This is a genomic window from Chitiniphilus eburneus (assembly GCF_005048205.1).
GTDB classification, from domain to species: Bacteria; Pseudomonadota; Gammaproteobacteria; order Burkholderiales; family Chitinibacteraceae; genus Chitiniphilus; species Chitiniphilus eburneus.
In genome coordinates, this window is sequence record NZ_SUMF01000018.1 from 1 (window position 1) to 20,717 (window position 20,717).

At 66.4% G+C, this 20,717-nt stretch carries 21 protein-coding genes; 14 read left to right on the forward strand and 7 right to left on the reverse strand.

Annotated features, from left to right (window positions below):
* From FAZ21_RS20325 to FAZ21_RS14015, 14 genes are all read left to right on the forward strand, one after another.
* On the forward strand, positions 1-531 hold a 531-nt coding region (locus FAZ21_RS20325; protein WP_373279540.1), incomplete at its 5' end, for an ApeI family dehydratase.
* Entirely contained in the window at positions 528-1,298 is a 771-nt protein-coding gene (locus FAZ21_RS13955) for a glycosyltransferase family 2 protein (protein ID WP_136774057.1), read from the forward strand. The genes FAZ21_RS20325 and FAZ21_RS13955, both read left to right, overlap by 4 nt.
* Positions 1,298-2,215 (forward strand): lysophospholipid acyltransferase family protein, encoded by a 918-nt coding sequence (locus FAZ21_RS13960; RefSeq protein WP_136774058.1) that lies wholly within the window; start codon positions 1,298-1,300, stop codon positions 2,213-2,215. Before FAZ21_RS13955 ends, FAZ21_RS13960 begins: the two co-directional genes overlap by 1 nt.
* On the forward strand, positions 2,212-3,732 hold the full coding sequence (locus FAZ21_RS13965) for an HAL/PAL/TAL family ammonia-lyase (RefSeq protein WP_136774059.1): 1,521 nt from the start codon (positions 2,212-2,214) through the stop codon (positions 3,730-3,732). Before FAZ21_RS13960 ends, FAZ21_RS13965 begins: the two co-directional genes overlap by 4 nt.
* Positions 3,733-3,841: 109 nt before the next feature.
* Entirely contained in the window at positions 3,842-4,267 is a 426-nt protein-coding gene (locus FAZ21_RS13970) for an acyl-CoA thioesterase (protein WP_136774060.1), read from the forward strand.
* Positions 4,255-4,854: an outer membrane lipoprotein carrier protein LolA gene (locus FAZ21_RS13975; protein WP_136774061.1), complete on the forward strand. Its 600-nt coding sequence runs from the start codon at positions 4,255-4,257 to the stop codon at positions 4,852-4,854. Before FAZ21_RS13970 ends, FAZ21_RS13975 begins: the two co-directional genes overlap by 13 nt.
* Complete coding sequence (locus tag FAZ21_RS13980; RefSeq protein ID WP_136774062.1) at positions 4,847-7,216, forward strand: MMPL family transporter; 2,370 nt, start codon at positions 4,847-4,849, stop codon at positions 7,214-7,216. The genes FAZ21_RS13975 and FAZ21_RS13980 overlap by 8 nt, the downstream gene beginning before the upstream one ends.
* Before the next feature lie 148 nt (positions 7,217-7,364).
* Complete coding sequence (locus tag FAZ21_RS13985) at positions 7,365-8,618, forward strand: NAD(P)/FAD-dependent oxidoreductase (RefSeq protein ID WP_246038655.1); 1,254 nt, start codon at positions 7,365-7,367, stop codon at positions 8,616-8,618.
* Complete coding sequence (locus FAZ21_RS13990; protein WP_169307404.1) at positions 8,618-9,202, forward strand: DUF3261 domain-containing protein; 585 nt, start codon at positions 8,618-8,620, stop codon at positions 9,200-9,202. Before FAZ21_RS13985 ends, FAZ21_RS13990 begins: the two co-directional genes overlap by 1 nt.
* Positions 9,202-10,365, forward strand: a complete 1,164-nt coding sequence (locus FAZ21_RS13995; RefSeq protein WP_136774065.1) for a beta-ketoacyl-ACP synthase — start codon at positions 9,202-9,204, stop codon at positions 10,363-10,365. The genes FAZ21_RS13990 and FAZ21_RS13995 overlap by 1 nt, the downstream gene beginning before the upstream one ends.
* A gap of 281 nt (positions 10,366-10,646) precedes the next feature.
* Positions 10,647-11,063 (forward strand): hypothetical protein, encoded by a 417-nt coding sequence (locus tag FAZ21_RS14000; RefSeq protein ID WP_136774066.1) that lies wholly within the window; start codon positions 10,647-10,649, stop codon positions 11,061-11,063.
* A 721-nt stretch (positions 11,064-11,784) separates the two neighbouring features.
* Positions 11,785-12,252, forward strand: a complete 468-nt coding sequence (locus tag FAZ21_RS14005; protein WP_136774067.1) for a hotdog family protein — start codon at positions 11,785-11,787, stop codon at positions 12,250-12,252.
* Positions 12,253-12,539: 287 nt separating this feature from the next.
* Entirely contained in the window at positions 12,540-13,265 is a 726-nt protein-coding gene (gene fabG, locus FAZ21_RS14010) for a 3-oxoacyl-ACP reductase FabG (protein WP_136774068.1), read from the forward strand.
* Positions 13,262-14,491: a beta-ketoacyl-ACP synthase gene (locus FAZ21_RS14015; protein ID WP_136774069.1), complete on the forward strand. Its 1,230-nt coding sequence runs from the start codon at positions 13,262-13,264 to the stop codon at positions 14,489-14,491. Before fabG ends, FAZ21_RS14015 begins: the two co-directional genes overlap by 4 nt.
* A gap of 264 nt (positions 14,492-14,755) precedes the next feature.
* Here FAZ21_RS14015 and cas2e read toward each other — a convergent pair whose 3' ends face one another.
* Genes cas2e through casA form a run of 7 tightly spaced genes read right to left on the reverse strand, consistent with a single transcriptional unit; the run spans position 14,756 to position 20,624 of the window.
* Positions 14,756-15,052 (reverse strand): type I-E CRISPR-associated endoribonuclease Cas2e, encoded by a 297-nt coding sequence (gene cas2e / locus FAZ21_RS14020; protein WP_136774070.1) that lies wholly within the window; start codon positions 15,050-15,052, stop codon positions 14,756-14,758.
* Positions 15,049-15,939, reverse strand: coding sequence for a type I-E CRISPR-associated endonuclease Cas1e (gene cas1e, locus FAZ21_RS14025; RefSeq protein ID WP_136774071.1), 891 nt, complete (start codon positions 15,937-15,939; stop codon positions 15,049-15,051). Before cas1e ends, cas2e begins: the two co-directional genes overlap by 4 nt.
* 41 nt (positions 15,940-15,980) lie before the next feature.
* Complete coding sequence (gene cas6e, locus FAZ21_RS14030; RefSeq protein WP_136774072.1) at positions 15,981-16,649, reverse strand: type I-E CRISPR-associated protein Cas6/Cse3/CasE; 669 nt, start codon at positions 16,647-16,649, stop codon at positions 15,981-15,983.
* A complete protein-coding gene (cas5e, locus tag FAZ21_RS14035; RefSeq protein WP_136774073.1) occupies positions 16,646-17,416 on the reverse strand; it encodes a type I-E CRISPR-associated protein Cas5/CasD in 771 nt (256 codons plus the stop codon). Before cas5e ends, cas6e begins: the two co-directional genes overlap by 4 nt.
* A gap of 3 nt (positions 17,417-17,419) precedes the next feature.
* A complete protein-coding gene (cas7e, locus tag FAZ21_RS14040) occupies positions 17,420-18,460 on the reverse strand; it encodes a type I-E CRISPR-associated protein Cas7/Cse4/CasC (RefSeq protein ID WP_136774074.1) in 1,041 nt (346 codons plus the stop codon).
* Positions 18,461-18,493: 33 nt separating this feature from the next.
* Positions 18,494-19,075, reverse strand: a complete 582-nt coding sequence (gene casB, locus FAZ21_RS14045; protein WP_136774075.1) for a type I-E CRISPR-associated protein Cse2/CasB — start codon at positions 19,073-19,075, stop codon at positions 18,494-18,496.
* Between the two features lie 10 nt (positions 19,076-19,085).
* Entirely contained in the window at positions 19,086-20,624 is a 1,539-nt protein-coding gene (casA, locus tag FAZ21_RS14050; protein ID WP_136774076.1) for a type I-E CRISPR-associated protein Cse1/CasA, read from the reverse strand.
* Positions 20,625-20,717: the final 93 nt, after the last annotated feature.

The window sequence follows — 20,717 nt, forward strand, 5'->3', positions numbered from 1 at the left end:
GGCCGCGAGGCGCTGGTCGCGCACGGCAAGGCCGCGCTGGCACGGCAATGGCGCGCGCGGCTGGCGCCGCAACTGGAAACACTGGCCGTGCCACGCCGCTGGCGCGTGGTGGAAGCGCTGCCGGACAACACCATGGGCAAGACCACCGAGGATGCGCTGCGCGCGCTGTTTGCCACGCGCCCGGCGTGGCCCGATCTGCTCGACACCGCGCGCAGCGACGATGGCGCGACGCTTACCTTCTACGTGGATGCCGCACTGCGCCACTTCGACGGTCACTTCCCCGGCACGCCGATCCTGCCCGGCGTGGCCCTGCTGGACTGGGCCGTGCACTACGGCCGCCGCCACTACCCGCTGCCGCCCGATTGCCTGGGCATGCGGCAGATCAAGTTCCAGCACGCCATCCAGCCCGGCCGCGTGGTGCGGCTGCGCCTGGCCTGGCTGCCCGATACGCAGCGGCTGCACTATGACTACAGCGGCGCCGACGGCACGCGTCACGCCAGCGGGCAACTGGTTTTCGGAGCGGCGACATGAACCACGCGCTACCGCAGGCCGCCGCGCCGATCCGGCTGTGCGCCGTGGTGCCGGTCTACAATCATCCGCACGCCATCGGCGCCGTGGTCGCCGCGCTGCGCGCCGCCGGCCTGCCGTGCATCCTGGTGGACGATGGCAGCGACGCCGCTTGCGCGGCGGTGCTGGACAAACTGGCCGGCGACGACGTGGATGTGCTCGCACACCCGTACAACCAGGGCAAGGGCGCCGCCGTGATCAGCGGCTTTCGTCGCGCCGCGTTGCTGGGCTACACCCACGCCTTGCAGATGGATGCCGACGGCCAGCACGATGCGGCTGCGCTGCCGGCGATGATCGTCGCCGCGCAACACCGCCCCGGCGCCGTGATCGCCGGCTACCCGGTCTACGACGACAGCGTGCCGGCGGTGCGGCTGTACTGCCGCTACCTGACGCACATCTGGGTATGGATCAACACGCTCAGCCTGCGCATCCGTGATTCGATGTGCGGCTTCCGTATCTACCCGCTACGCCCGACGCTGGCGCTGCTCGATCGCGCGCACGTGGGCCGGCGCATGGATTTCGACACCGAAATCCTGGTGCGGCTGGACTGGGCCGGCGTACCGGTAATCAACCTGCCGGTGCGGGTGCGCTATCCGCTGGATGGCATCTCGCATTACCGGATGTGGCACGACAACCTGCTGCTGACCGCCATGCACGCACGGCTGTTCCTCGGCATGCTGCCGCGCGCGCCGATGCTGCTGTGGCGCCTGTTGCGCAGCGGAGCACGCTGATGCATTGGGCACGGATCGGCGAAGCCGGCTTTCTCACCGGCATGCGTACGCTGCTGTGGATCGACCGCCACCTGGGCCGCTGGCCGCTACGGCTGGCGTTGTACCCCGTGCTGGCGTGGTACGTGCTGGCCCGGCCGCTGGCGCGACGCGCATCGCGTGACTATCTGGCACGGCTGCATGCGCACAGCGGAGGTGCCACGCCGCGCCCCACGCTGGGCAACGTGTTCCGCCACTTCGCCAGCTTCGGCGAAACGCTGCTCGACAAGGTGGCGGTGTGGAGCGGCAAGGCCATCGACACGCCGCACACCATGGACGGCGGCGAGCATTTCATCGCGCAGCAGGCTACCGGTCGCGGCGCGGTGATCGTCACCGCGCACCTGGGCAATGTCGAACTGTCGCGCGCGCTGGCGCGGCAACGACGCGGCGCGCGGCTGAACGTACTGGTACACACCCGCCATGCCCCGCAGTTCAACCGCTTGCTGCGCGAAGCCAATCCCGATTGCGAGCTGGACCTGATCCAGGTATCCGAGCTATCCGCCGCCACCGCCGTGATGCTGTCCGAACGGGTGGAGCGCGGCGAGTTCATCGTCATCGCCGGCGATCGCGTGCCGCTGTCGGCGGGACACCGCGTCCGCGTCGATTTCCTCGGCGCGCCCGCCGACTTTCCCGCCGGCCCCGCATTGCTGGCCGGGCTGCTGCACTGCCCGCTACTGGCATTGCTGCTTACCGAGCGCGCCGACGGCTGGCAACTGACCATCCGCTCGCTGGCCAACGAAGTACGCCTGCCGCGCCACGACCGGCTGGCAGCGGTGCGTCCCATCGTCGCCGCCTTCGCCGCGCTGCTGGAGGCCGAATGCCGCGCCGCGCCGCTGCAATGGTTCAACTTCTATCCGTTCTGGGAAGACCCCACCGCATGACCCTGCCCGACATCGTCTTCGGCGCCCGCGACCTGACCCTCGACGACGTGATCGCGCTATCGCGCCGGGCCGCCCACGCCACGCTCGACCCGGACCCTGCGTTCGCCGCGCACATCGACGCTGGCGCCGCGCTGATCGACCGCCTGCTGGCCGCCGACGGCGTGGTCTACGGCGTGACCACCGGCTACGGCGATTCGTGCACCACCGCCGTCTCCGCCGACCTGGCGTGGGAACTGCCGCGCCATCTGTACACCTACCACGGCTGCGGCCTGGGCCGCGTGTTCGACGTCACCGAAACCCGCGCCATCCTGGCCACGCGGCTGGCGTCACTGGCGCGCGGCCAATCGGGTGTCAGCTTCGCCCTGCTGCGGCAACTGCAACAACTGCTGGCGCATGACCTGCTGCCGCGCATCCCGGCCGAAGGCTCGGTCGGCGCCAGTGGCGATCTGACGCCGCTGTCCTATGTTGTGGCGGTGCTGTGCGGCGAGCGCGACATCCTGGCCGGTGACAGCACCCGCCCCGCCGCCGACGCGCTGGCCGAGCACGGCCTGGTGCCGCATACGCTACGCCCCAAGGAAGCGCTCGCCATCATGAACGGCACCGCCGTCATGACCGCGCTGGCCTGCCTGGCCTGGGGTCGCGCCGCCGAACTGTCGCGCCTTGCCACGCACATCACCGCGCTGGCCGTGGCCGCCTGCGGCGGCAACCCACACCACTTCGACGCCACGCTGTTCGATGCCAAACCGCACCCCGGCCAGCAGCGTGTCGCCGCGCAACTGCGCGATCTGCTGCGCGACACCGAATCGGCACGCAACGACCATCGCCTGCAAGATCGCTACTCGCTGCGCTGCGCACCACACGTGCTCGGCGTGCTGGACGACGCGCTGCCGTTCCTGCGCGACACCCTCGAGCGTGAGCTGAACAGCGCCAACGACAACCCGCTGGTGGACGTGGCCAGCGGCCGCGTGCTGCACGGCGGTCACTTCTACGGCGGCCACGTTGCTTTCGCCATGGACAGCCTGAAAACGTTGGTCGCCAACGTCGCCGATCTGCTGGACCGGCAACTGGCGCTGTTGGTGGACACCCGCTACAACCACGGCCTGCCGGCCAATCTGTCGGGCGCCACCGGCGAGCGCGCCGCGATCAACCACGGTCTGAAGGCATTGCAGATCGGCGCCTCCGCCTGGGCCGCCGAAGCGCTCAAGCTGACGATGCCGGCGTCGGTGTTCTCGCGCTCCACCGAATGCCACAACCAGGACAAAGTGAGCATGGGCACCATCGCTGCGCGCGATGCGTTGCGGGTGCTGGAGTTGACCGAACAGGTCGCCGCCGCGCTGCTGATCGCCGTGCGCCAGGGCTGCGCGCTGCGCGAGCGCCTGTCGCCGCTGCCGCTCACCGCCGCTGGCGCCGCTTTCCGCGCCAGGCTGGACGCGGTGATCCCGCCGATCGAAGAGGATATGGCGCTGGAGCCTTTGTTGCGAGTGCTGTTGGGGCTGATCAGGGAGGGGGAGTTGTGAGGGAAATGAAGGTTGCAGTGGAGGTGGCAACGGCCGCTTGGACTGCCACTGCAAAAGCTTGGGCCGCTGAGCGCCCTGGGGCGCGGCCAGCGCCCAAAGGAACAACCCCATGACCGCCCCGCGCCCGAGCGTCGCCATCGACCTCACCATCCCCTTCCACGATCTCGACCCGATGAACATCGTCTGGCACGGCAACTACGCGCGCTATTTCGAACTGGCACGCACCGCGCTATTCCAGTCCATCGACTACGACATCCCCCAGATGCGCGAATCCGGCTACGCCTGGCCGGTGATCGAACTCAACGTGCGCTACAGCCGGCCGCTGAACTACCAGCAACGCATCCAGGTACACGCCACGCTGGTGGAATGGCGCAACCGGCTCAAGGTGCAGTACGAAATCCGCGATGCCGTCAGCGGCACGCGGCTGACGCGCGGCCATACCGTCCAGGTGGCAGTGGATCGCGCCAGCGGTGAGATGTGCTTCGTCTCGCCCCCCATCCTCTTCGAAAAACTGGGTCTGCCATGCGACGACTGATCGTCCCCCTGCTGTTGCTGCTAAGCGCCGCCAGCGCACTGGCCGAGGTACCGCTATCGCAGGTGGAACAACGCCTGGATCGCGCGCGCGCGGTGCGCGGCGAATTCGTCCAGACGCGTGAACTGGTCGGCGTGAAAAAGCCGCTACGCGCCAGCGGCCGCTTTTTGGTCGATCGTGAGCGCGGCGTGGTCTGGCGCACCGACAAGCCGTTCAGCCAGAGCATGCGCATCACGCGCGAGCGCATCGTGCAGCGCAGTGGCGGGCAGGAAACGCTGCGGCTGGATGCCCAGCGCGAGCCGGTGGTCGGCACCATCGGCGGCGTACTGTTCGCGTTGTTCGCGGGCGATTTCAATGCGCTGGCGGCCCACTTCGAGGTGGACGCCAGCGTGGCCGGCCCGCGCTGGCAGGTAAAGCTGAAACCGCGTGAAGTCGCGCTGGGCAAGCTGGTGACCGGTCTGACGCTGGATGGCGCCGGTACGGTGCAGCACATCGTCCTGACCGGCGCAGGCGGCGACATCACCCGCATCGAGTTCAGCGGCGTGACCGTCGGCGATACGGTGGACGAGGCGGAGTGGCTGCATGAGTAAGGCTTCGCCGGGCCGGGACAACGCCACGGCAGGTACCGGCTGGCGCACGCTGCTGCCCGCTCCGCTTCCCGCCTCGCCGCTCACGACGGTACTCGCCCTGCTATGGCTGCTGCTCACCCTGGCGCTGCTGGGCTGGGCAGTGGCGGCACGGCAGGACTGGCATTCGCGCATCGATGTGGACCTATTCGCGCTACTGCCGCACAGCGAACGCGATGCACGCGCCGAAGCCGCGCTGGCCGCGCTGGCACAACATGGCGAGCGCCGGCTGGTGGTGCTGGTCGGCCATCGCGACGCAGACCGTGCCGACCGCGCCGCGCAAACGCTGACCCGCATGCTGGAGCCACTGCCGCTGATGGCCGAGCATGCCGGCGCCGGATTGGCGCAACTGCGCGATGGGTATCTGCCCTATCGCGCCGGCCTGCTGACAGCGGCGGACCAAGCGTGGCTGACGCATGCCGACACCGGCGCGCTGCTGGAGCGCGCCCGCGCCGAGGCCTATGCGCCGCTGTCGCATTCCGGGCTGGCGTGGCGCGACGATCCGTTCGGCTTTTTCGGTCGCTGGCTGTCCACGCTGGCCGCCACCAGCCCGGTGCGCCCGCACGGCGCTCACCTGGGTGTGGACGACGGCGACCTTCACTACACATTGCTGGCCTATACGCTGGACGACTCGGCGTTCTCGCTCTCGGTGCAGCGCAGCGTCGCCGACGGGCTGGCCGCCGCCATTGCATCGTTGCAGGCCAGCGACCCGGAAGTGCGCGTGCTCCGCGCCGGGGTGGTGCTGCACGCGGCCGCCGCCGCGCAGCAGGCGGAAAACGAGATGTCCACCATCGGCCTGGGCTCGCTGCTGGGCGCGCTGGCGATGGTGGTACTGGTGTTCGGCGGCTTGCGGCCACTGGCGCTGATGCTGCTGACGCTGGGCGTCGCCACGCTGTACGCCGCCGTGCTCACCTGGGCGGTCTACCCACGCGTACACGCGCTGACGCTGGTATTCGGCGCCAGCCTGGTCGGGGTGGCAGTGGACTATGGCCTGCACGCGCTGGCCGCCAGTATCGACGACGATACGCCGGTGGCCGAGCGCTACCGGGATCTGGCGATGGGCATGTTCCTCGCCATGATCACCACCGTGGCGGCGTATTTCGGCCTGATGCTCACGCCATTCCCCGGGCTGGCGCAGATGGCGGTGTTCGCCGGTGGCGGCATCGTCGCCGCGTGGCTGACGGTGATCTTCTGGTTTCCGTTCCTGGCGCCGCGCACGCTGCGCGCTACATGCGGCGCGCGCTGGATCGCCGGCTGGCGCTGGCCGCGCTGGCGCAACGATCGCCGCACCTGGGGCATTGCCGCCCTCCTGGCGCTGCTGACCGGCGCCGCACTGACCCAGCTCACCGTGAACGACGACGTACGCGCGCTGGTGACCATCGACCCGCAACTGGGCCGCGAGCACCAGCAGGCAGGGCGCATCCTCGGCCTGCCCAGCCCGGCGCAGATGTTCGTGGTCAGCGGCGATACGCCGGCGCAGGTGCTGGAACGCACCGCCGCGCTGGCCGGCCGGCTGGACGAGCGCGTGCGTGCCGGCGACCTGAGCGGCTACGACGCGCTGACACAGTGGCTGCCCGACCCGGCCCGGCAACAGGCCGATCAGCGCCTGCTGGCGACGCGCCTGGCCGCCGCCGCGCCGGCGATGATCGAGGAATTCGGCATCGACCCGCGCCCACCCGCCAACCCGCCGCTGGACGTGACGCGCTGGCTGTCGCAACCGGCCGGCAAGGCACTTGCGCACCTGTGGCTGGGGCGCGGCGCCGACGGCCGCTACGCTGGCGTGGTGCTGCTCAAGGGTCTGGCCGGCAACGCACATCTGGCGCGCGTGGCTGTGCTGGCCGGGCCAGGCGTGGACTGGATCGACAAGCCGGCGCAGGTATCCGAACTGATGGCGCGCTACCGCGTGCTGCTCACCTGGGTACTACTGGCCTCCTACGCCGCCTGCGCGCTGGCGCTGGTCTGGCGCTACGGCCGCGCCACCTGGCGCATGCTGCTGCCGCCCGCGCTGGCCACCGTACTGACACTGGGCCTGCTGGGCCTGACCGGTACGCCGCTGCAACTGCTTGGCCTGCTGGCACTGCTGCTGGTGCTGGGCGTGGGCGTCGACTACGGCATCTTCCACGCCGAACACCCGGGCGACGGCCGCATGCAGGTGGCGACCACGCTGTCCGCCATCAGTACCATCCTCTCCTTCGGCCTGCTGGCGTTCAGCAACACGCCAGCCCTGCATGCCTTCGGCCTGACCACGCTCTCCGGCGTGCTGCTGGCCTGGCTGATCGCACCGCTGTTCCGGCCAGTGAGGCTGGTGCAGGATGGGAAAACCTAAAATCCCAAACCTTGAACCACAGAGAACACGGAGTTCCACAGCGCAAACCTTGGGTTTTGTTCTTCTCTGTCTTACCTCTGTGCTCTCTGTGGTTCAAGGTTTGGGGTTTGATCTGGCCAGTTTCAATTCACCCATAAAAGGATCACCCGTGAACCGTCGCGATTCCACCGACATTCTCATCATCGGCGCCGGCCCCGCCGGGGCATTGGCGGCGACGCTGTTGCGCCGCCAGGGCCGACGCGTGACCGTGATCGAGCGGGAGGTCTTTCCGCGTTTTTCCATCGGCGAAAGCCTGCTGCCGCAAAGCATGGGCCTGCTGGAAGCGGCCGGGATGTTGCAGGACGTGGTCGAGGCCGGTTTCCAGTACAAGAATGGCGCCGCGTTCGCGCGTGGCGAGGAGCGCACGGCGTTCGACTTTCGCGAGAAATCGAGCGCCGGCTGGGGCACCACCTACCAGGTGCAGCGCGCCCGTTTCGACCAGGTGCTGGCCGACCACGCCACGCGCCAGGGCGCTGAAATCCGCTACGGTCACCAGGTACTGGCCGCCGATGTGGCGGGCGAGCGTCCGCGCCTGACCGTGCGCGCGCCGGATGGTGGGGAATACGCCATTGACGGGGAGTTCCTGCTGGACGCCAGCGGCTTCGGTCGCACGCTGCCGCGCCTGTTGCAACTGGATACGCCATCCGACTTCCCACCGCGCGGTGCGCTGTTCACCCACGTCGAGGACGGCATCGCGCAGGGCGGGCCGGCAGCGGCGAACTTCGATCGGGAAAAGATCCTGATCACCGTGCACCCGCGGCACTGCGATGTCTGGTACTGGCTGATCCCGTTCTCCAACGGTCGTGCCTCGCTGGGCGTGGTGGCCGAGCAATCGTTCCTGGAAGGCTACGCCGGCAGCGATACCGAGCGCCTGCAAGCGCTGGTCGGCGAAGACCCAGGCCTGAGCCGCTTGCTGGCCAACGCGCGATGGGACACGCCTGCACGGCAGATCAAGGGCTACGCCGCCAACGTGAAATCGCTGTGGGGCCACAACTTTGCGCTGCTGGGCAACGCCGGCGAGTTCCTCGACCCAGTGTTTTCCAGCGGTGTGACCATCGCACTCAAATCGGCGACGCTCGCCGCCGCCGCACTGCAACGGCAGGCCGCCGGGGAAACGGTGGATTGGGAGGCCGACTATGCCAGGCCGCTGAAACGCGGTGTGGATACCTTCCGCGCCTTCGTGCGCGCGTGGTACGACGGGCGCTTCCAGCAGATTATCTTCCACCCGCACAAGAACGAGACGATCAAGCGGATGATCTCGGCAATCCTGGCGGGCTACGCCTGGGATGAAACCAATCCGTTCGTGGCACAGCCAGAGCGGCGGCTGGCCAGCCTGGAGGCCGCATGCGAGGTGGGCGGTTGATGCCGTGGCAAATCGGGCAAGCGCTGGCGCAGGGCGTTGAACCCCGGCGGCCACTGGCCGCCGCCAGGGCGATCGCGGCAGCCTGCGGCGCGGTACTGATTGCCGCATGCGCCGTCTTCTCGCCCCCCCTCTGGCAACTTCCCCCCTCCGCGCTCGGCGAGCATCTTGCCCAGCAGCGGCTGATCATCACCCGCAACGGCGAAACCCACGCGCTGGACGCGGTGGTGCAAAGTGAGAGCGGCCGGTTGCGTATCATCGGCAATGCACTGGCGGTGCGGCTGTTCACACTGGACTACGACGGCACGCAGGTGAGCGAAGGCCCCGGCGTCGGGCTGCCGGCCGGGCTGCCGCCGGCCCTGATCGTCAACGATCTGCTCGCGGTGCATGCGCCGTTGCCAGCGCTGCGGGCGGCGCTGCCGGAAGGCTGGTGGGCGGACGACACCAGCGGCGTGCGGACGGTGCGCGATGCGCGCGGAGCGGCGGCGCTGACCATCACCTACCAGGGCGACGATCCCTGGCAGGGGCGTAGCGAACTGGTCGCCGCGCGCGGCTATCGCATCGTGATCGAATCGACGGAGGAATAATGAGTACGCTGCACAGCCTGGGAATGGTCTGCGCGCTGGGCGGCGACCTGGATACCGTCCGCGCCAACCTGTTCGCCGGGATCAGCCCCGGCATGTACGCCACCGACCGCTACAGCCCCGGCCGGCCATTGCACCTGGGGCAGGTGACGACACCGCTACCCGATCTGTCGACCCGGCCGCTGCGCCTGCGCAGCCGCAATAACGCACTGCTGTTGGCGGCGTTCGAGCAGATCCGCGCCGATTTCGAGCGCGCGCGTGCCGGGATCGATCCCACACGCATCGCGGTGATCCTGGGTACCAGCACCACCGGCATCGCAGAGGGTGAAGCCGCCGTGGCACAGCAAGCGGCCACCGGCGCGTTTCCACCGGGCTTTCACTACGCACAACAGGAGCTGGGCTCGCCCGCCGAGTTCCTCGCCGCCGAGCTGGGTATTGCCGGACCAGCATACGCCATCTCCACCGCCTGTACTTCGGGTGCCAAGGCGCTGGCCGCGGGCGCGCGCCTGCTGGACGCCGGGATGGTCGATCTGGTGCTGGCCGGTGGGGTGGACAGCCTGTGCCGCTTCACACTGGCTGGCTTTGGCGCGCTGGAAGCGATCTCCGCAGCGCCGTGCATGCCGTTCGCGGCCGGACGCAACGGCATCAATATCGGCGAGGGTGCGGCGCTGTTCCTGATGCGCCGCGAACCCGGCGCGGTACGGTTGGCCGGCTGGGGTGAAAGCTCGGATGCGCACCATATCTCGGCGCCCGACCCTCGCGGCGCCGGCGCGCGCCGGGCGTTGTCCGCCGCGCTGACCCGCGCCGGGCTGGTAGGCGCCGATGTGGGCTATCTCAATCTGCACGGCACTGCCACACCACTGAACGATGCGATGGAGGCCGCCGCCACCGCAGAGTTACTGCCCGGCGTACCGTGCAGTTCCACCAAGCCACTGACCGGCCATACGCTGGGCGCCGCCGGCGCCATCGAAGCCGGTATCGCATGGCTGACGCTGACCGACACGGGCCGCCTGCCGCCGCAAGTGGGCACCCCCACGCCCGATCCGGCGCTACCGCCGCTGGCGCTGGTCGCGCCCGGTACGCAGTGCGTCAACGCGCCGCGCGCGGCGTTGAGCCAGTCATTCGCATTCGGCGGCAACAATATCGTGCTGGCGCTGCGTCGTTGAGCGGCGTTGCATGGCACTGGCAATGAGCGGCGTGGAATGCCCAACGTGCAACTGCCCATGCATGCGGGACATGCCAGAACCTTTTTGCTGAATTGGCAAGACCCATCGAAGATTTCTCCTAAATTGCACTTGTACGCAACAGAATTGCAATTATTCTTTGGAAACCCCATCGTTCCCATTCAGGACGGTGAGGTGGCAATCAAGGCAAAACCTGCCAATTGTCCTTCGTGGCGCCGCCTACAAGGCGGCGCCATCCAACCCAGTTCCAAAGAGGATCTCCCATGAGTACTTTCAGCGCCAATTTCAATCAGGTTTCCCCTTACGGCATCGCCCTGACCAACGACGTCGGCTTCCCCTATGAAATCATTATCAAGAACCAGGGTCCCGATGCCGTAGCGGTCGATACCCTGGTCGTCGATATCAATTTCGGTACGTATGGCCATCCGGCCAGGAACAGCGTATTCGTCCGATCGCTGGACGATGCGGCCCCGGATGCCGCTTTTGCCGTGGCGGAGCCCATAGTCGACCAGCCCAGTTACACCACACGATTGACGGTGGGTTTTACCGTCAACACACCGGATCAACTGAAATCACTGGCGGTGGATGGCGATCTGGTCTTGCGTCTGGTCACGCCGTCCGATTACTCCGGATACCTGCCGGCCATCGAAAACAGCATCATTGTCGGTACCAAGGTGTAGCTACTGAACAGGCTGTAGCTCGGGGGACAGGCCTTGCGGATGCCAACGCTCGAGCAACCACGAGGGATGCTTCCATCACTGCGGCTTGATCCGGCTTGGGCGCCCAAGCCGGATCAAGATAGCGGACGCGGCAATTGAACTTGCAACGCGACAAGGCACACCTTGTTTTTCAATCTCGAAATAGCGATCGCCCCCATTAAGCATGAATTCGTAGCAAATCGCTTTAATGCACGGGAGTCCACACGAATCATATCGGCATGCCGCTCTGGCTGGTCATGGAAGGACATGGGTATTTTTCAATCCATATCGATCAAAAAATCGAGAAACCCCATCAATTCATGCCAGTGAATTTTTCGATCAATTCAAGTCAAACGTGCCATGATTTCTGGTAGAAACCAATGCACATTAAGTTGCACGGAAATTCGTTGCGTTCGAGCGACACAGGATTATCTGCATTTTATAACGACCATACCAATCTGGCTTATTGCCGACCCGCCAAAGAAATGGCAAAGCCAGGGCCGTTTGACGGCACGGTGATTCTGCGCCCGCCAACCGCCTGGGGTGATATCGATTTGACATCCATGGATGCCCGATCTCTGTAATGCGCGCTCGTTCAAAGGCCATTTACAGCAACCCGCATCACCCTCGCGCCACGTCTGCGATACAACGCGTTTCGTGGGAAAATCCTGCGCCTATCCCTTGCGCCGGCCAGCCGTTGCCCATGCCCTTCACGTCCGACTCCCCGCCCCCCATCGCCGAGCTGCTGCCACATGCGGCGCCGATGATTCTGCTCGACCGCGTGGTCGCGCTGACATCCGACACCATCGAGACCGAGGTAGTCATTGGCGAGACCTCGCCGTTTTGCGAACAGGGCCGCGTGGGCGCGTGGGTGGGAATCGAATACATGGCGCAAAGCGCGGCGGCGTTGGTGGGTGGCGAAGCCCGCCGCAACGGGCAGCCGGTGCGGGTAGGGTTCCTGGTGGGTACGCGCGATTATCGGATGCAAGCGTCTTGGTTTCTGATCGGCGATACGCTGCGGGTGTTCGCCGAGCGCGAGTTCCAGGCCGACAACGGCATGGCGGCAATGCGCTGCCGCATTCAGCGGCCCGATGGCACCCTGTTGGCCGAAAGCCTGCTATCGGTGTTCCAGCCAGACGACGTGACGCGGTTTTTGCGCAACGCCGGCTGACCGGGCCGACAATGTTGCTGCGCGCCGGAACAGGACTACGCGACGTTCACTTACGGCGCGCCCCTTGACGCGGTGAAGCAATGCACTTGCAGCCCAATGCACGGGCCAGTGGGCAGAAAAGCTTGATTCAAACGACGTACGGTGCGAGTAAAACCCCCGATTCCGCGTGCTAGCGATACACTGCGCACCGCGCCTGACGTGGGTTATCACCCCGTCAAAACCAACACAAACAGTAAGCTTCATTGAGTGGGCAGTGACAATCCCGGTCAATGTCCGCGCAGATCACCATGACTGAAACGATCCTTGTCACCGGCGCCAGCCGTGGCATTGGCCGCGCCATTGCGTTGCGGCTGGCCCGCGATGGCTTCGACCTTGTAGTGCATTGTCGCCAGCGTCGCGACGATGCCGAGCAGCTTGCCGCGCAGATCGCCCTGCTGGGCCGCCAGGCGCGCGTGCTGCAATTCGACGTTGCCGATCGCGCCACCACCCGCGCCGCGCTGGAAGCGGATATCGCCGCGCATGGCGCATACTATGGCGTGGTCTGCAATGCGGGCATCACCGCCGACGCCGCGTTCCCGGCGATGACCGACGCCGAATGGGACGGCGTGCTGCGCACCAACCTGGATGGTTTCTACAACGTGTTGCACCCACTGGTGATGCCGATGGTGCAACGACGCAAGCCCGGCCGCATCGTTACGCTGGCATCCGTGTCCGGCCTGATCGGCAATCGGGGGCAGGTGAACTACAGCGCCGCCAAGGCGGGCATCATCGGCGCGACCAAGGCGCTGGCCCTGGAGCTGGCCAAGCGCGACGTCACGGTGAATTGCGTGGCGCCCGGGCTGATCGATACCGAGATGGTCGATGCGCACGTGCGCGACGAAGCGCTGAAACTGATCCCGGCGCGGCGCGTGGGCACGCCCGACGAAGTGGCCGCCGCCGTGGCCTTCCTGATGCGCGAGGACGCCGGTTATATCACCCGGCAGGTGATCTCGGTGAACGGAGGGCTGGCATGAAGCCGCGCCGCGTCGTCGTCACCGGCATGGCCGGCATCAGCCCGCTGGGCTGCGACTGGCCGAGTATCGAAGCGCGGCTGCACGCCGGGCAAAGCGGCGTGGTACGCATGACCGACTGGGCCGAGTATGCAGGCCTGAATACCCAGTTAGGCGCCCCCGCCGCGCCATTCGAGCTGCCGGCGCACTACAACCGCAAACGCACGCGCAGCATGGGCCGGGTAGCGCTGATGGCATGCCGCGCCAGCGAACTGGCGCTGCTGGATGCCGGCCTGCTGGGCGATCCGCTGCTGACCGGTGGCCAGGTGGGCGTGGCTTATGGCTCGTCGTCCGGCACGCCGTCGGCCATCGGCGATTTCGGCCACATGCTGCTCCAGAAGACCACCGCCTCGGTCAATGCCACCAGCTACCTGAAGATGATGGCGCACACCGCGGCGGTGAACATCGGCGTGTTCTTCGGCCTGACCGGGCGCGTATACACCACATCCAGCGCCTGTACCTCCGGCAGCCAGGGCATCGGCTACGCCTACGAAGCAATCAAGCATGGCCAGGCGGTAGCGATGATCGCCGGCGGCGCCGAGGAACTGTGCGCGGTGGACGCGGTGGTGTTCGACACACTGTTTGCCACCAGCACCCGCAACGACGCGCCGCACACCACCCCGCGCCCCTATGACATCAACCGCGACGGCCTGGTGGTGGGCGAAGGCGCCGGCACGCTGATCCTGGAAGACTACGACCACGCCCGCGCACGCGGCGCGCAGATCCATGCCGAGGTGCTGGGCTACGGCACCAACAGTGACGGCGCCCACGTCACCCAGCCGCAGGCCGCCACCATGGCGCAGGCGATGCGGCTGGCGCTACAGGATGCCAACCTGCCCGCCAGCGCCATCGGCTACGTGAACGGCCACGGCACCGCCACCGAACAAGGCGACATCGCCGAAACCCAGGCCACCCACGCCGTGTTTGGCAGCGGCATGCCGATCAGCTCGCTGAAAAGTTATATGGGCCACACCCTGGGCGCCTGCGGTGCGCTGGAGGCGTGGATCACCATCGAAATGCAACGCGCCCGCCATTTCGCCCCCACGCTGAACCTGGACCACATCGACCCCCGCTGCGCCCCGCTGGACTACCTGACCGGCGCCGGGCGCGATATCGATTGCGAATTCGTGATGAGCAACAACTTCGCGTTCGGGGGGATCAATACTTCGCTGGTGTTTGGGCGGGTGTAGGGAGCCGACGTAGGCGGGGAATGTTTTTCGCGCCCGCCTGGTCCGTCGTCCCGTTCGGCGCATCCACACGGCGGTGGGGAACAACCGCATGCGGGTTCTTGCATAGTCGTTTCGGCGGTTCATCCCCACGCCCGTGGGGAACAGTTCAATTGTTTTGCGTAAGTGCTCGTCCATTTCGGTTCATCCCCACGCCCGTGGGGAACAGACCAATTCCAACCTGCTGAATCCGCTCGAAAATACCCCTTCGAGTTCAGCCACCGAACTTTATCCTTCATTTGCGAGCGGCTGGAACGCCACCAGGTTCAGCCCGTCGAACTCCACCGCCAGCCTGCGGCTGGCGCCCAACGTCTGGAATTCGTAACCGGATTCGTGGCGGCTGGCCCAGGCCATCACCACGTTGCCATCCTCGTGGCCGGCAGACAGCTGCTCCCAAATCATCTCGCGGGTACGGCGGGAGACGTCGCCGATGTACACCCCGGCACGCACCTCCAGCAGCCAGATCGCCATGCGCCCACGCAAGCGGGGCGGGACGTTCTCGGTGATCACGACGACGAAGCTCAACCCTGGCTCCGATGGCCAGCGTCGCCGATACCCTCGGCGTTGGGAATGGCGGGCGGCACGGCCTCCGGCGGCGCTTCGGGCGGTGCGATACCACCGGCTGCGAGCACGTCTTCGATGGTGGGGATGATGCGGCTGAGCAGTTTGCTGCTGCGGAACAGGTCGCGGCAGCCCAGGCGGACTTCACGTTCTGGCTGGCCAGGGCTGCGCGCGGCGATGCGGAATGCCAGCGGCACCACGGTCTCGAACTTGAACAGGTCGGCGATATCGTAGACAAACGATAGCGGCTTGCCGGTGTGGATAAAGCCCACCGCCGGGGCGTAGCCGGCGGCCAGCACCGCCGCCTCGGTGATGCCGTAGAGGCAGGCGGTAGCTGCGGACAGGCAGCGGTTGGGGATGTCGGCGACGTCCCATTGCTGGCGATCGTAGTTGCGCGCGCGCCAGGACACGCCGTACTGCTGGGCCAGGAGTTTGTAGGTTTCACGTACCCGCGAGCCTTCGATGCCGCGCAACTGCTCCACGCTACGCCGTTCCGGCGGTTCCTCCTGGAAACGCAGCGCGTACATCCTGCGTACCACCTTCAGCCGCAAGGCGTCATCCAGCGCCAGTTGCGCCTGGTACAGCAATCGGTCGGCGCGCGCCCCACCCGGCTGGCCGCTGGCGTACAGCCGCACCCCGGCCTCGCCCACCCACACCAGCAAGGTGCCAACAGTGGACGCCAGATGCACCGCGGCATGCGACACCCGCGTACCGGGCTCCAGCATGATGCAGGCCACCGACCCAACCGGAATATGCGTACGCACACCACTCTGGTCGATCACCACGAAGGCCCCATCCAGCACGTCGATCTGCCCGTACTGGATGAACACCATCGACACGCGGTCCTTCATGAGAAGGGGTTTGAGGGGTGGGAGCATTGCCGCATAGCGCCCTACAAGGCACGCCGCACCAGCAGCAGACCGCAGCCGAACCCTTTGGCATGGCCTACCCCCTGGGTCAACGCACGGGACAGTGCGGCAGGGTCGGTCACCTTGGCCAGCCCGCGGTAATCCAGCGAGGAAAACGCGATCGATGTTCCCTTGCGATGCAGGCGATGCTGGGCGTAGGCCATGGTCAGCAGTTGCTCGGCCGCGATCTCCAGGCCCAAGCCGAGCGCACGCTGCACGAGCCAATCCGCCGCAGCCCGGTCCATCTCGTTTCTGACATCCGCCCCCTCCGCTGCGCTTTGCTTGGCATGCATCAGGACATCGTGTCGGCGCGATTTACCGTCTGCACCGTGGCGGCTGACGGTGGGGTTGGCGCGCAGGTCGAATTCCAGCCAGTCGCCGGCCGACAATGCCGGCGCATAAGGTTTGCTGTGCACGGCAAAGATGCCAGGTTGTTCCTTGGGCTGGCGTTGCGAGACCACGTAATAGACCGGATGAGCCGCTGCGCTGCGCTCACTGCGGAAAATGAAGTCACGCGGTTGATCCTCCGCAGCAAACAGCCGCCACAGCAACGCGTGGTCGCGGTACATCTCGCCAAAGCGGCCCAGATCACGCAGCCAGGCATGTTCGCTGGGGCGGGCCAGCAAGGCCACCCTGGAAAAGAAATGGCTCATGCGGCGCTCCCTCCATCCAGCCACACCGCCTCGCTGCGCGGCGCAAATTGCCAGCGCGTGCGCGACAGCGGCTGATCGCGTCGCGCCAGCCGCATGCCGGGCTCCATGCCGGCCAGCATGCCTTGCTCCCAGTAATACCGGGCGGGGCCATCCGCTCCCAGGTGCCGCTGATCCGCCGCGGTGGGCCAGGCCTGTTGCGGGAACTTGGTCAGTAGCGCCAGCAAGGAAGGCTGTTCGGTGTGATCGAGCGCCTGGCGCAGCGTTTCGGCCTGCACCTGTTGCGGCCGCAGCGGCTCGGCCAATGGGCAGGACTTGCGGCCGAGGTAAAGCGTGAAATGCGGCTGGCGCAACGCCTGCGCCACTTGCTCCAGCGTGGCTGGCGCAGCGGGCAGCGCTTCGGCGGCGATCACGGCCAGGCTATCGCAGCGATACTCGCGCGCGGACAGCAGCGTGCCGAGGCGATCGCGGTTCGATACTTCCTGCCTGCGGGTGCGATACACCACTTTGCGTTGCGCGGCGGGGATCTGGACGGTGTGAAAGTCGCGCAACGGTGTTCCGACGCCGATCAGCTTGACGCCAAATCGGTAACCACTGGCCAGCGCCGCCTGCCCGGCCTCGTCATCGCGCCGGATGCCCAGCGCCGCGCCGATCAACCCCAGCAAGGCCGACTTGGACGGCTGCACCGCTGAATGCCGCGATTCGCCCACGGCGATTTCACCCCAACTGGCCAATGGGCCATAGAGGCGGAACACCAGGTAGTCGGTCATGGCTCAGGACTCGACAGCGAATGCGAGCAGGTCATCGACCGAGCCTTCCCCGGCAAGCACGTCGATCTGTTGGCGCGCGTCGGCGCACGGGCCATAGACCTGATCCATGTTGCGCTGGACCCGCTGCAAGGCGGCGATGGCCTCGCCCAGGTAATCACCGCTGGCGACGGGCTTCACAAAGGCCAGCGACAACGAACGCGGTTGCTGCACTCCTTTTTCCACCAGCGCAAAATGCGCATAGGCGCGGCTGGCGAAGCTGTTCTGCTTGCCACTGGGGCCAACCTTGAGCACGGCTTCGATCAAGGACCGCAAGGCTTCTTGCGTCAGGTGTTCGTCGTCGCCCAGGTTACGCTTCAGCAGATCGCGATCGATGCAGACGTACTGGTAGAACACGGCCGCGGCAAAGCCAGCGTCGCCTACATGGCCTGCACCGCTGTCGTCCTTGTTCAGGTCATCCACGGCGGTGAAGTAGTCGTCCTCGACCACCGACCCGTGTACGCCGATAGCGTGCGCCACCTGCACCGCCGCTTCGACGTTGTGCTGGGTCTTGGCCGCCAGCATGCGGCCGAACATGGCAATGTCCACCGCGTGCTGCCGGCCCAGCAGTTCGTCCAGCTCTTGGTCGGTGGGCTCGCGCTGTTCGGCGGCCAGCAGGGCCAGCAGGCGGTCGAGCGCATCCCGTTCCTCCGGCGCGATATGCACCAGTTGCTCGATCTCCAGTTCCTTGTCCTTTTCCTTTTTGACGGCGCCATACACGCCGGCGATCTTCTCCGACCATTCCCGGGCTTTCTTGTCGCCGATGCCGGCCGCGGCCAGGGCCTTGAATGCTTCGATCCCCAGCCGTTTGGTCCGGGTGCCGATAGTGCCCGACAGGGTCTGCTGGAACAGCTCGGAGGTGCGCCAGGCGCGCTTGAGGCTTTGCGATGAAACGCGCAGGCGCTCGACACCGCCGAGGATGGCGGTCTTGGGCTGGCCCATGTCGTCGCGGTTGAGATTGGCCGGCGGATAGGAAACCAAGGTATGCAATTGGATGAAGCGGGTCATCGGGGGAGTCCTTTCATTCTTGGAAACGAAGCGTCAAACGGCGTTGTAGTAGTCGCGCGCCCAGCGGAATTTCTGGCTCCGCGCCGGCGACACGGTGCGGCTGCGCTCCAGGTACCAGCCGAGCAAATCCTCGGCCACCACCCGGATGTCAGCTTGGCGACCAGCCTGGCGCACCATGCGGACCAATTGCCGGTAGAAGTCGTCGTCGTGACGGGCCTTCTGCATCCGCCGGAACCGCAGCTCGCTGAATGGCGGGCGGTCGGGGTTGGCGCGGAAACCCAGTTGCAACGGCAGGCTTTGTTCGCTGGGAACGTGGGTGATCACTTGCGACAAGGCGCCTGCGATCATCGCCAGGGCGGGATAGGCATCCTGATCGAAACGGGGCGAGGTTTTCTCGGACTCCAGCGTCAACAGGCGGCGGGCGAGCAGATGCGTGGCGGAAGTGAGCAGCAGTTCGTCCACCGTGGCACCGTGGCGTAGCGCCGCCCGGTCGCCCCGGTTGAGCGATGCCAGCATTGCGGGCCGGGGCGGCGCATCGGTCGCAGCCGGCTGCAATGCCTGCCACCACAGGCGTATCCAGTCCTGCTGGTCCTCGTTCAGGTAGTACAGCTTCACATGGCCTCCCTTATAGGTAGCTTTTGATAATGTCCCACAACACCTTCGCGGCCTTGCTGATCGCCAGCTCTTTTTCCAGCTTGGCGCGCGCTCGCGCGACACGTTCCATGTCCATTTCCTCGATGTCGCCGTTCAGCACCCAGTGGTCGAACAGTGCCAGTGCGGTATCGCGAACCTGATACAGCCAGTTTCGGTAGATGGATACGAGCGCCTGCTCGTCGCAGGCGTCCACTTGGCTCAGTTGCTGGAGTAATGCGTAGAAGGCCGTTTCCGAGCCCTGCCAGAAACTCAGCGATACCACCGGTTCATCCCCTTTGTCGCCAGGGCGCTTGAACCACGCAGCCTTGACCTGTGCGCGCAATGAATCGGCAGCGGCCTGCGCCACATCCAGCACCCGCTTGACTGCCGCGGCATAGGCGGCCTGCTGCCCCTCGGCGATGGCCGGCCTGGGCAGCACCGCGTCGTACCAGCAGCGGGCGCGCATGTTGTCCATGTCGTAACCGAAACACCACAGTTGCACCGTGGACGTCAGGCGAACCTGGGCATTGAAGTGGGCCACCACCTGGGCGGCGGCCGGCTGGTTTTGATCATTGCCCAATGCCAGGCCCAGCCAATCCCGGTAGGCAATGCCGCCCTTCCGGCCCTTGACCGACAGCGGCGGCTTTTGCAGCTTGGGATCGTGATTGAACGGTGTGAGCGGATGCGGCCACGGGCCGGTGTAGTTGGTGCCGCCGTGGCGGGTGCGGTAATGGCGGATCAGCCGCACGCCGCGCGCGCCACATACCGCGCAATCGCCTTCGCTCGCGGTGGACGTATCCAGCCGGATACGACGAGGCATGCTCCAGTACGCCTGTAAGGGATGGACATCGGTCACGGTGGTATCCAGGCCGGTCCCGTCGCTGGCGCGGGTGGGGGCGAGCCAGGGCAGCACGTCGCCCAATGCGGTGACGGGCTGGAGCCCAAGCGCCTCGCGCGGCAGTACGTTGAGCCACAGCTTCTGCCACAGCGTGGCAGGCTCCACCGGGCGCAACAGCGTGGTCAGCGGCCCGCCGCCCCGCAACGAGGTGCGGATGCCACGACCCCCGGGTGGCGCATTGATCTGGAGCGTGAACAGCGCCTGGGCGCAACAGCCGGCACACAGGCCGTATTCGGCGGCGGGCTTGTTGAAATAGCGATTGCTGTCGGACCCGGCGTCGATCAGCAGATCGAGCACTGGCAACTGGTTGGCCTCGGCCGGCAGTTGCAGATCCTGCATGAAGGCGGGGCCGTCGTTTTCCAGGTGGAAGGCATGCTCGTAGGGCTGGAAAGCGGCGCGCAATATCGCGGCATCGGGTGGGTTGTCCCACAGCGCCAACCAGTCGTCGAGGGTGTCGGGGGCAAAGGTGGTTTGCAGCAGGCCGATCAGGAACTGGTACAGGGCGCCGTGGAAGTCGGGACGGGAAGCCAACAGCTCAATGGTAAGCGAGTCACCAATGTCAGTCGGAGCGATACAACGTTCCCCGCCACCGGTATTCATCGCCCTCAGCCATGATGCAGTGAGCAGATTCATGTTCTGCCCCCCCGGCTGCGTCTGGAAATCCGTTCTGGTTGAATCAAGCAATTTCGCCCTCCTCGACACATCACCTTCAGAAATCGATTGGTG

Excerpts from the sequence above, each read along its gene's own strand:
- FAZ21_RS13955 (WP_136774057.1), top strand. The coding sequence starts at position 528 with ATGAACCACGCGCTACCGCAGGCCGCCGCGCCGATCCGGCTGTGCGCC.
- FAZ21_RS13960 (WP_136774058.1), top strand. The coding sequence starts at position 1,298 with ATGCATTGGGCACGGATCGGCGAAGCCGGCTTTCTCACCGGCATGCGT.
- FAZ21_RS13965 (WP_136774059.1), top strand. The coding sequence starts at position 2,212 with ATGACCCTGCCCGACATCGTCTTCGGCGCCCGCGACCTGACCCTCGAC.
- FAZ21_RS13970 (WP_136774060.1), top strand. The coding sequence starts at position 3,842 with ATGACCGCCCCGCGCCCGAGCGTCGCCATCGACCTCACCATCCCCTTC.
- FAZ21_RS13975 (WP_136774061.1), top strand. The coding sequence starts at position 4,255 with ATGCGACGACTGATCGTCCCCCTGCTGTTGCTGCTAAGCGCCGCCAGC.
- FAZ21_RS13980 (WP_136774062.1), top strand. The coding sequence starts at position 4,847 with ATGAGTAAGGCTTCGCCGGGCCGGGACAACGCCACGGCAGGTACCGGC.
- FAZ21_RS13990 (WP_169307404.1), top strand. The coding sequence starts at position 8,618 with ATGCCGTGGCAAATCGGGCAAGCGCTGGCGCAGGGCGTTGAACCCCGG.
- FAZ21_RS13995 (WP_136774065.1), top strand. The coding sequence starts at position 9,202 with ATGAGTACGCTGCACAGCCTGGGAATGGTCTGCGCGCTGGGCGGCGAC.
- FAZ21_RS14000 (WP_136774066.1), top strand. The coding sequence starts at position 10,647 with ATGAGTACTTTCAGCGCCAATTTCAATCAGGTTTCCCCTTACGGCATC.
- FAZ21_RS14005 (WP_136774067.1), top strand. The coding sequence starts at position 11,785 with ATGCCCTTCACGTCCGACTCCCCGCCCCCCATCGCCGAGCTGCTGCCA.
- fabG (WP_136774068.1), top strand. The coding sequence starts at position 12,540 with ATGACTGAAACGATCCTTGTCACCGGCGCCAGCCGTGGCATTGGCCGC.
- FAZ21_RS14015 (WP_136774069.1), top strand. The coding sequence starts at position 13,262 with ATGAAGCCGCGCCGCGTCGTCGTCACCGGCATGGCCGGCATCAGCCCG.
- cas1e (WP_136774071.1), bottom strand. The coding sequence starts at position 15,939 with ATGAAGGACCGCGTGTCGATGGTGTTCATCCAGTACGGGCAGATCGAC.
- cas6e (WP_136774072.1), bottom strand. The coding sequence starts at position 16,649 with ATGAGCCATTTCTTTTCCAGGGTGGCCTTGCTGGCCCGCCCCAGCGAA.
- cas5e (WP_136774073.1), bottom strand. The coding sequence starts at position 17,416 with ATGACCGACTACCTGGTGTTCCGCCTCTATGGCCCATTGGCCAGTTGG.
- cas7e (WP_136774074.1), bottom strand. The coding sequence starts at position 18,460 with ATGACCCGCTTCATCCAATTGCATACCTTGGTTTCCTATCCGCCGGCC.
- casA (WP_136774076.1), bottom strand. The coding sequence starts at position 20,624 with ATGAATCTGCTCACTGCATCATGGCTGAGGGCGATGAATACCGGTGGC.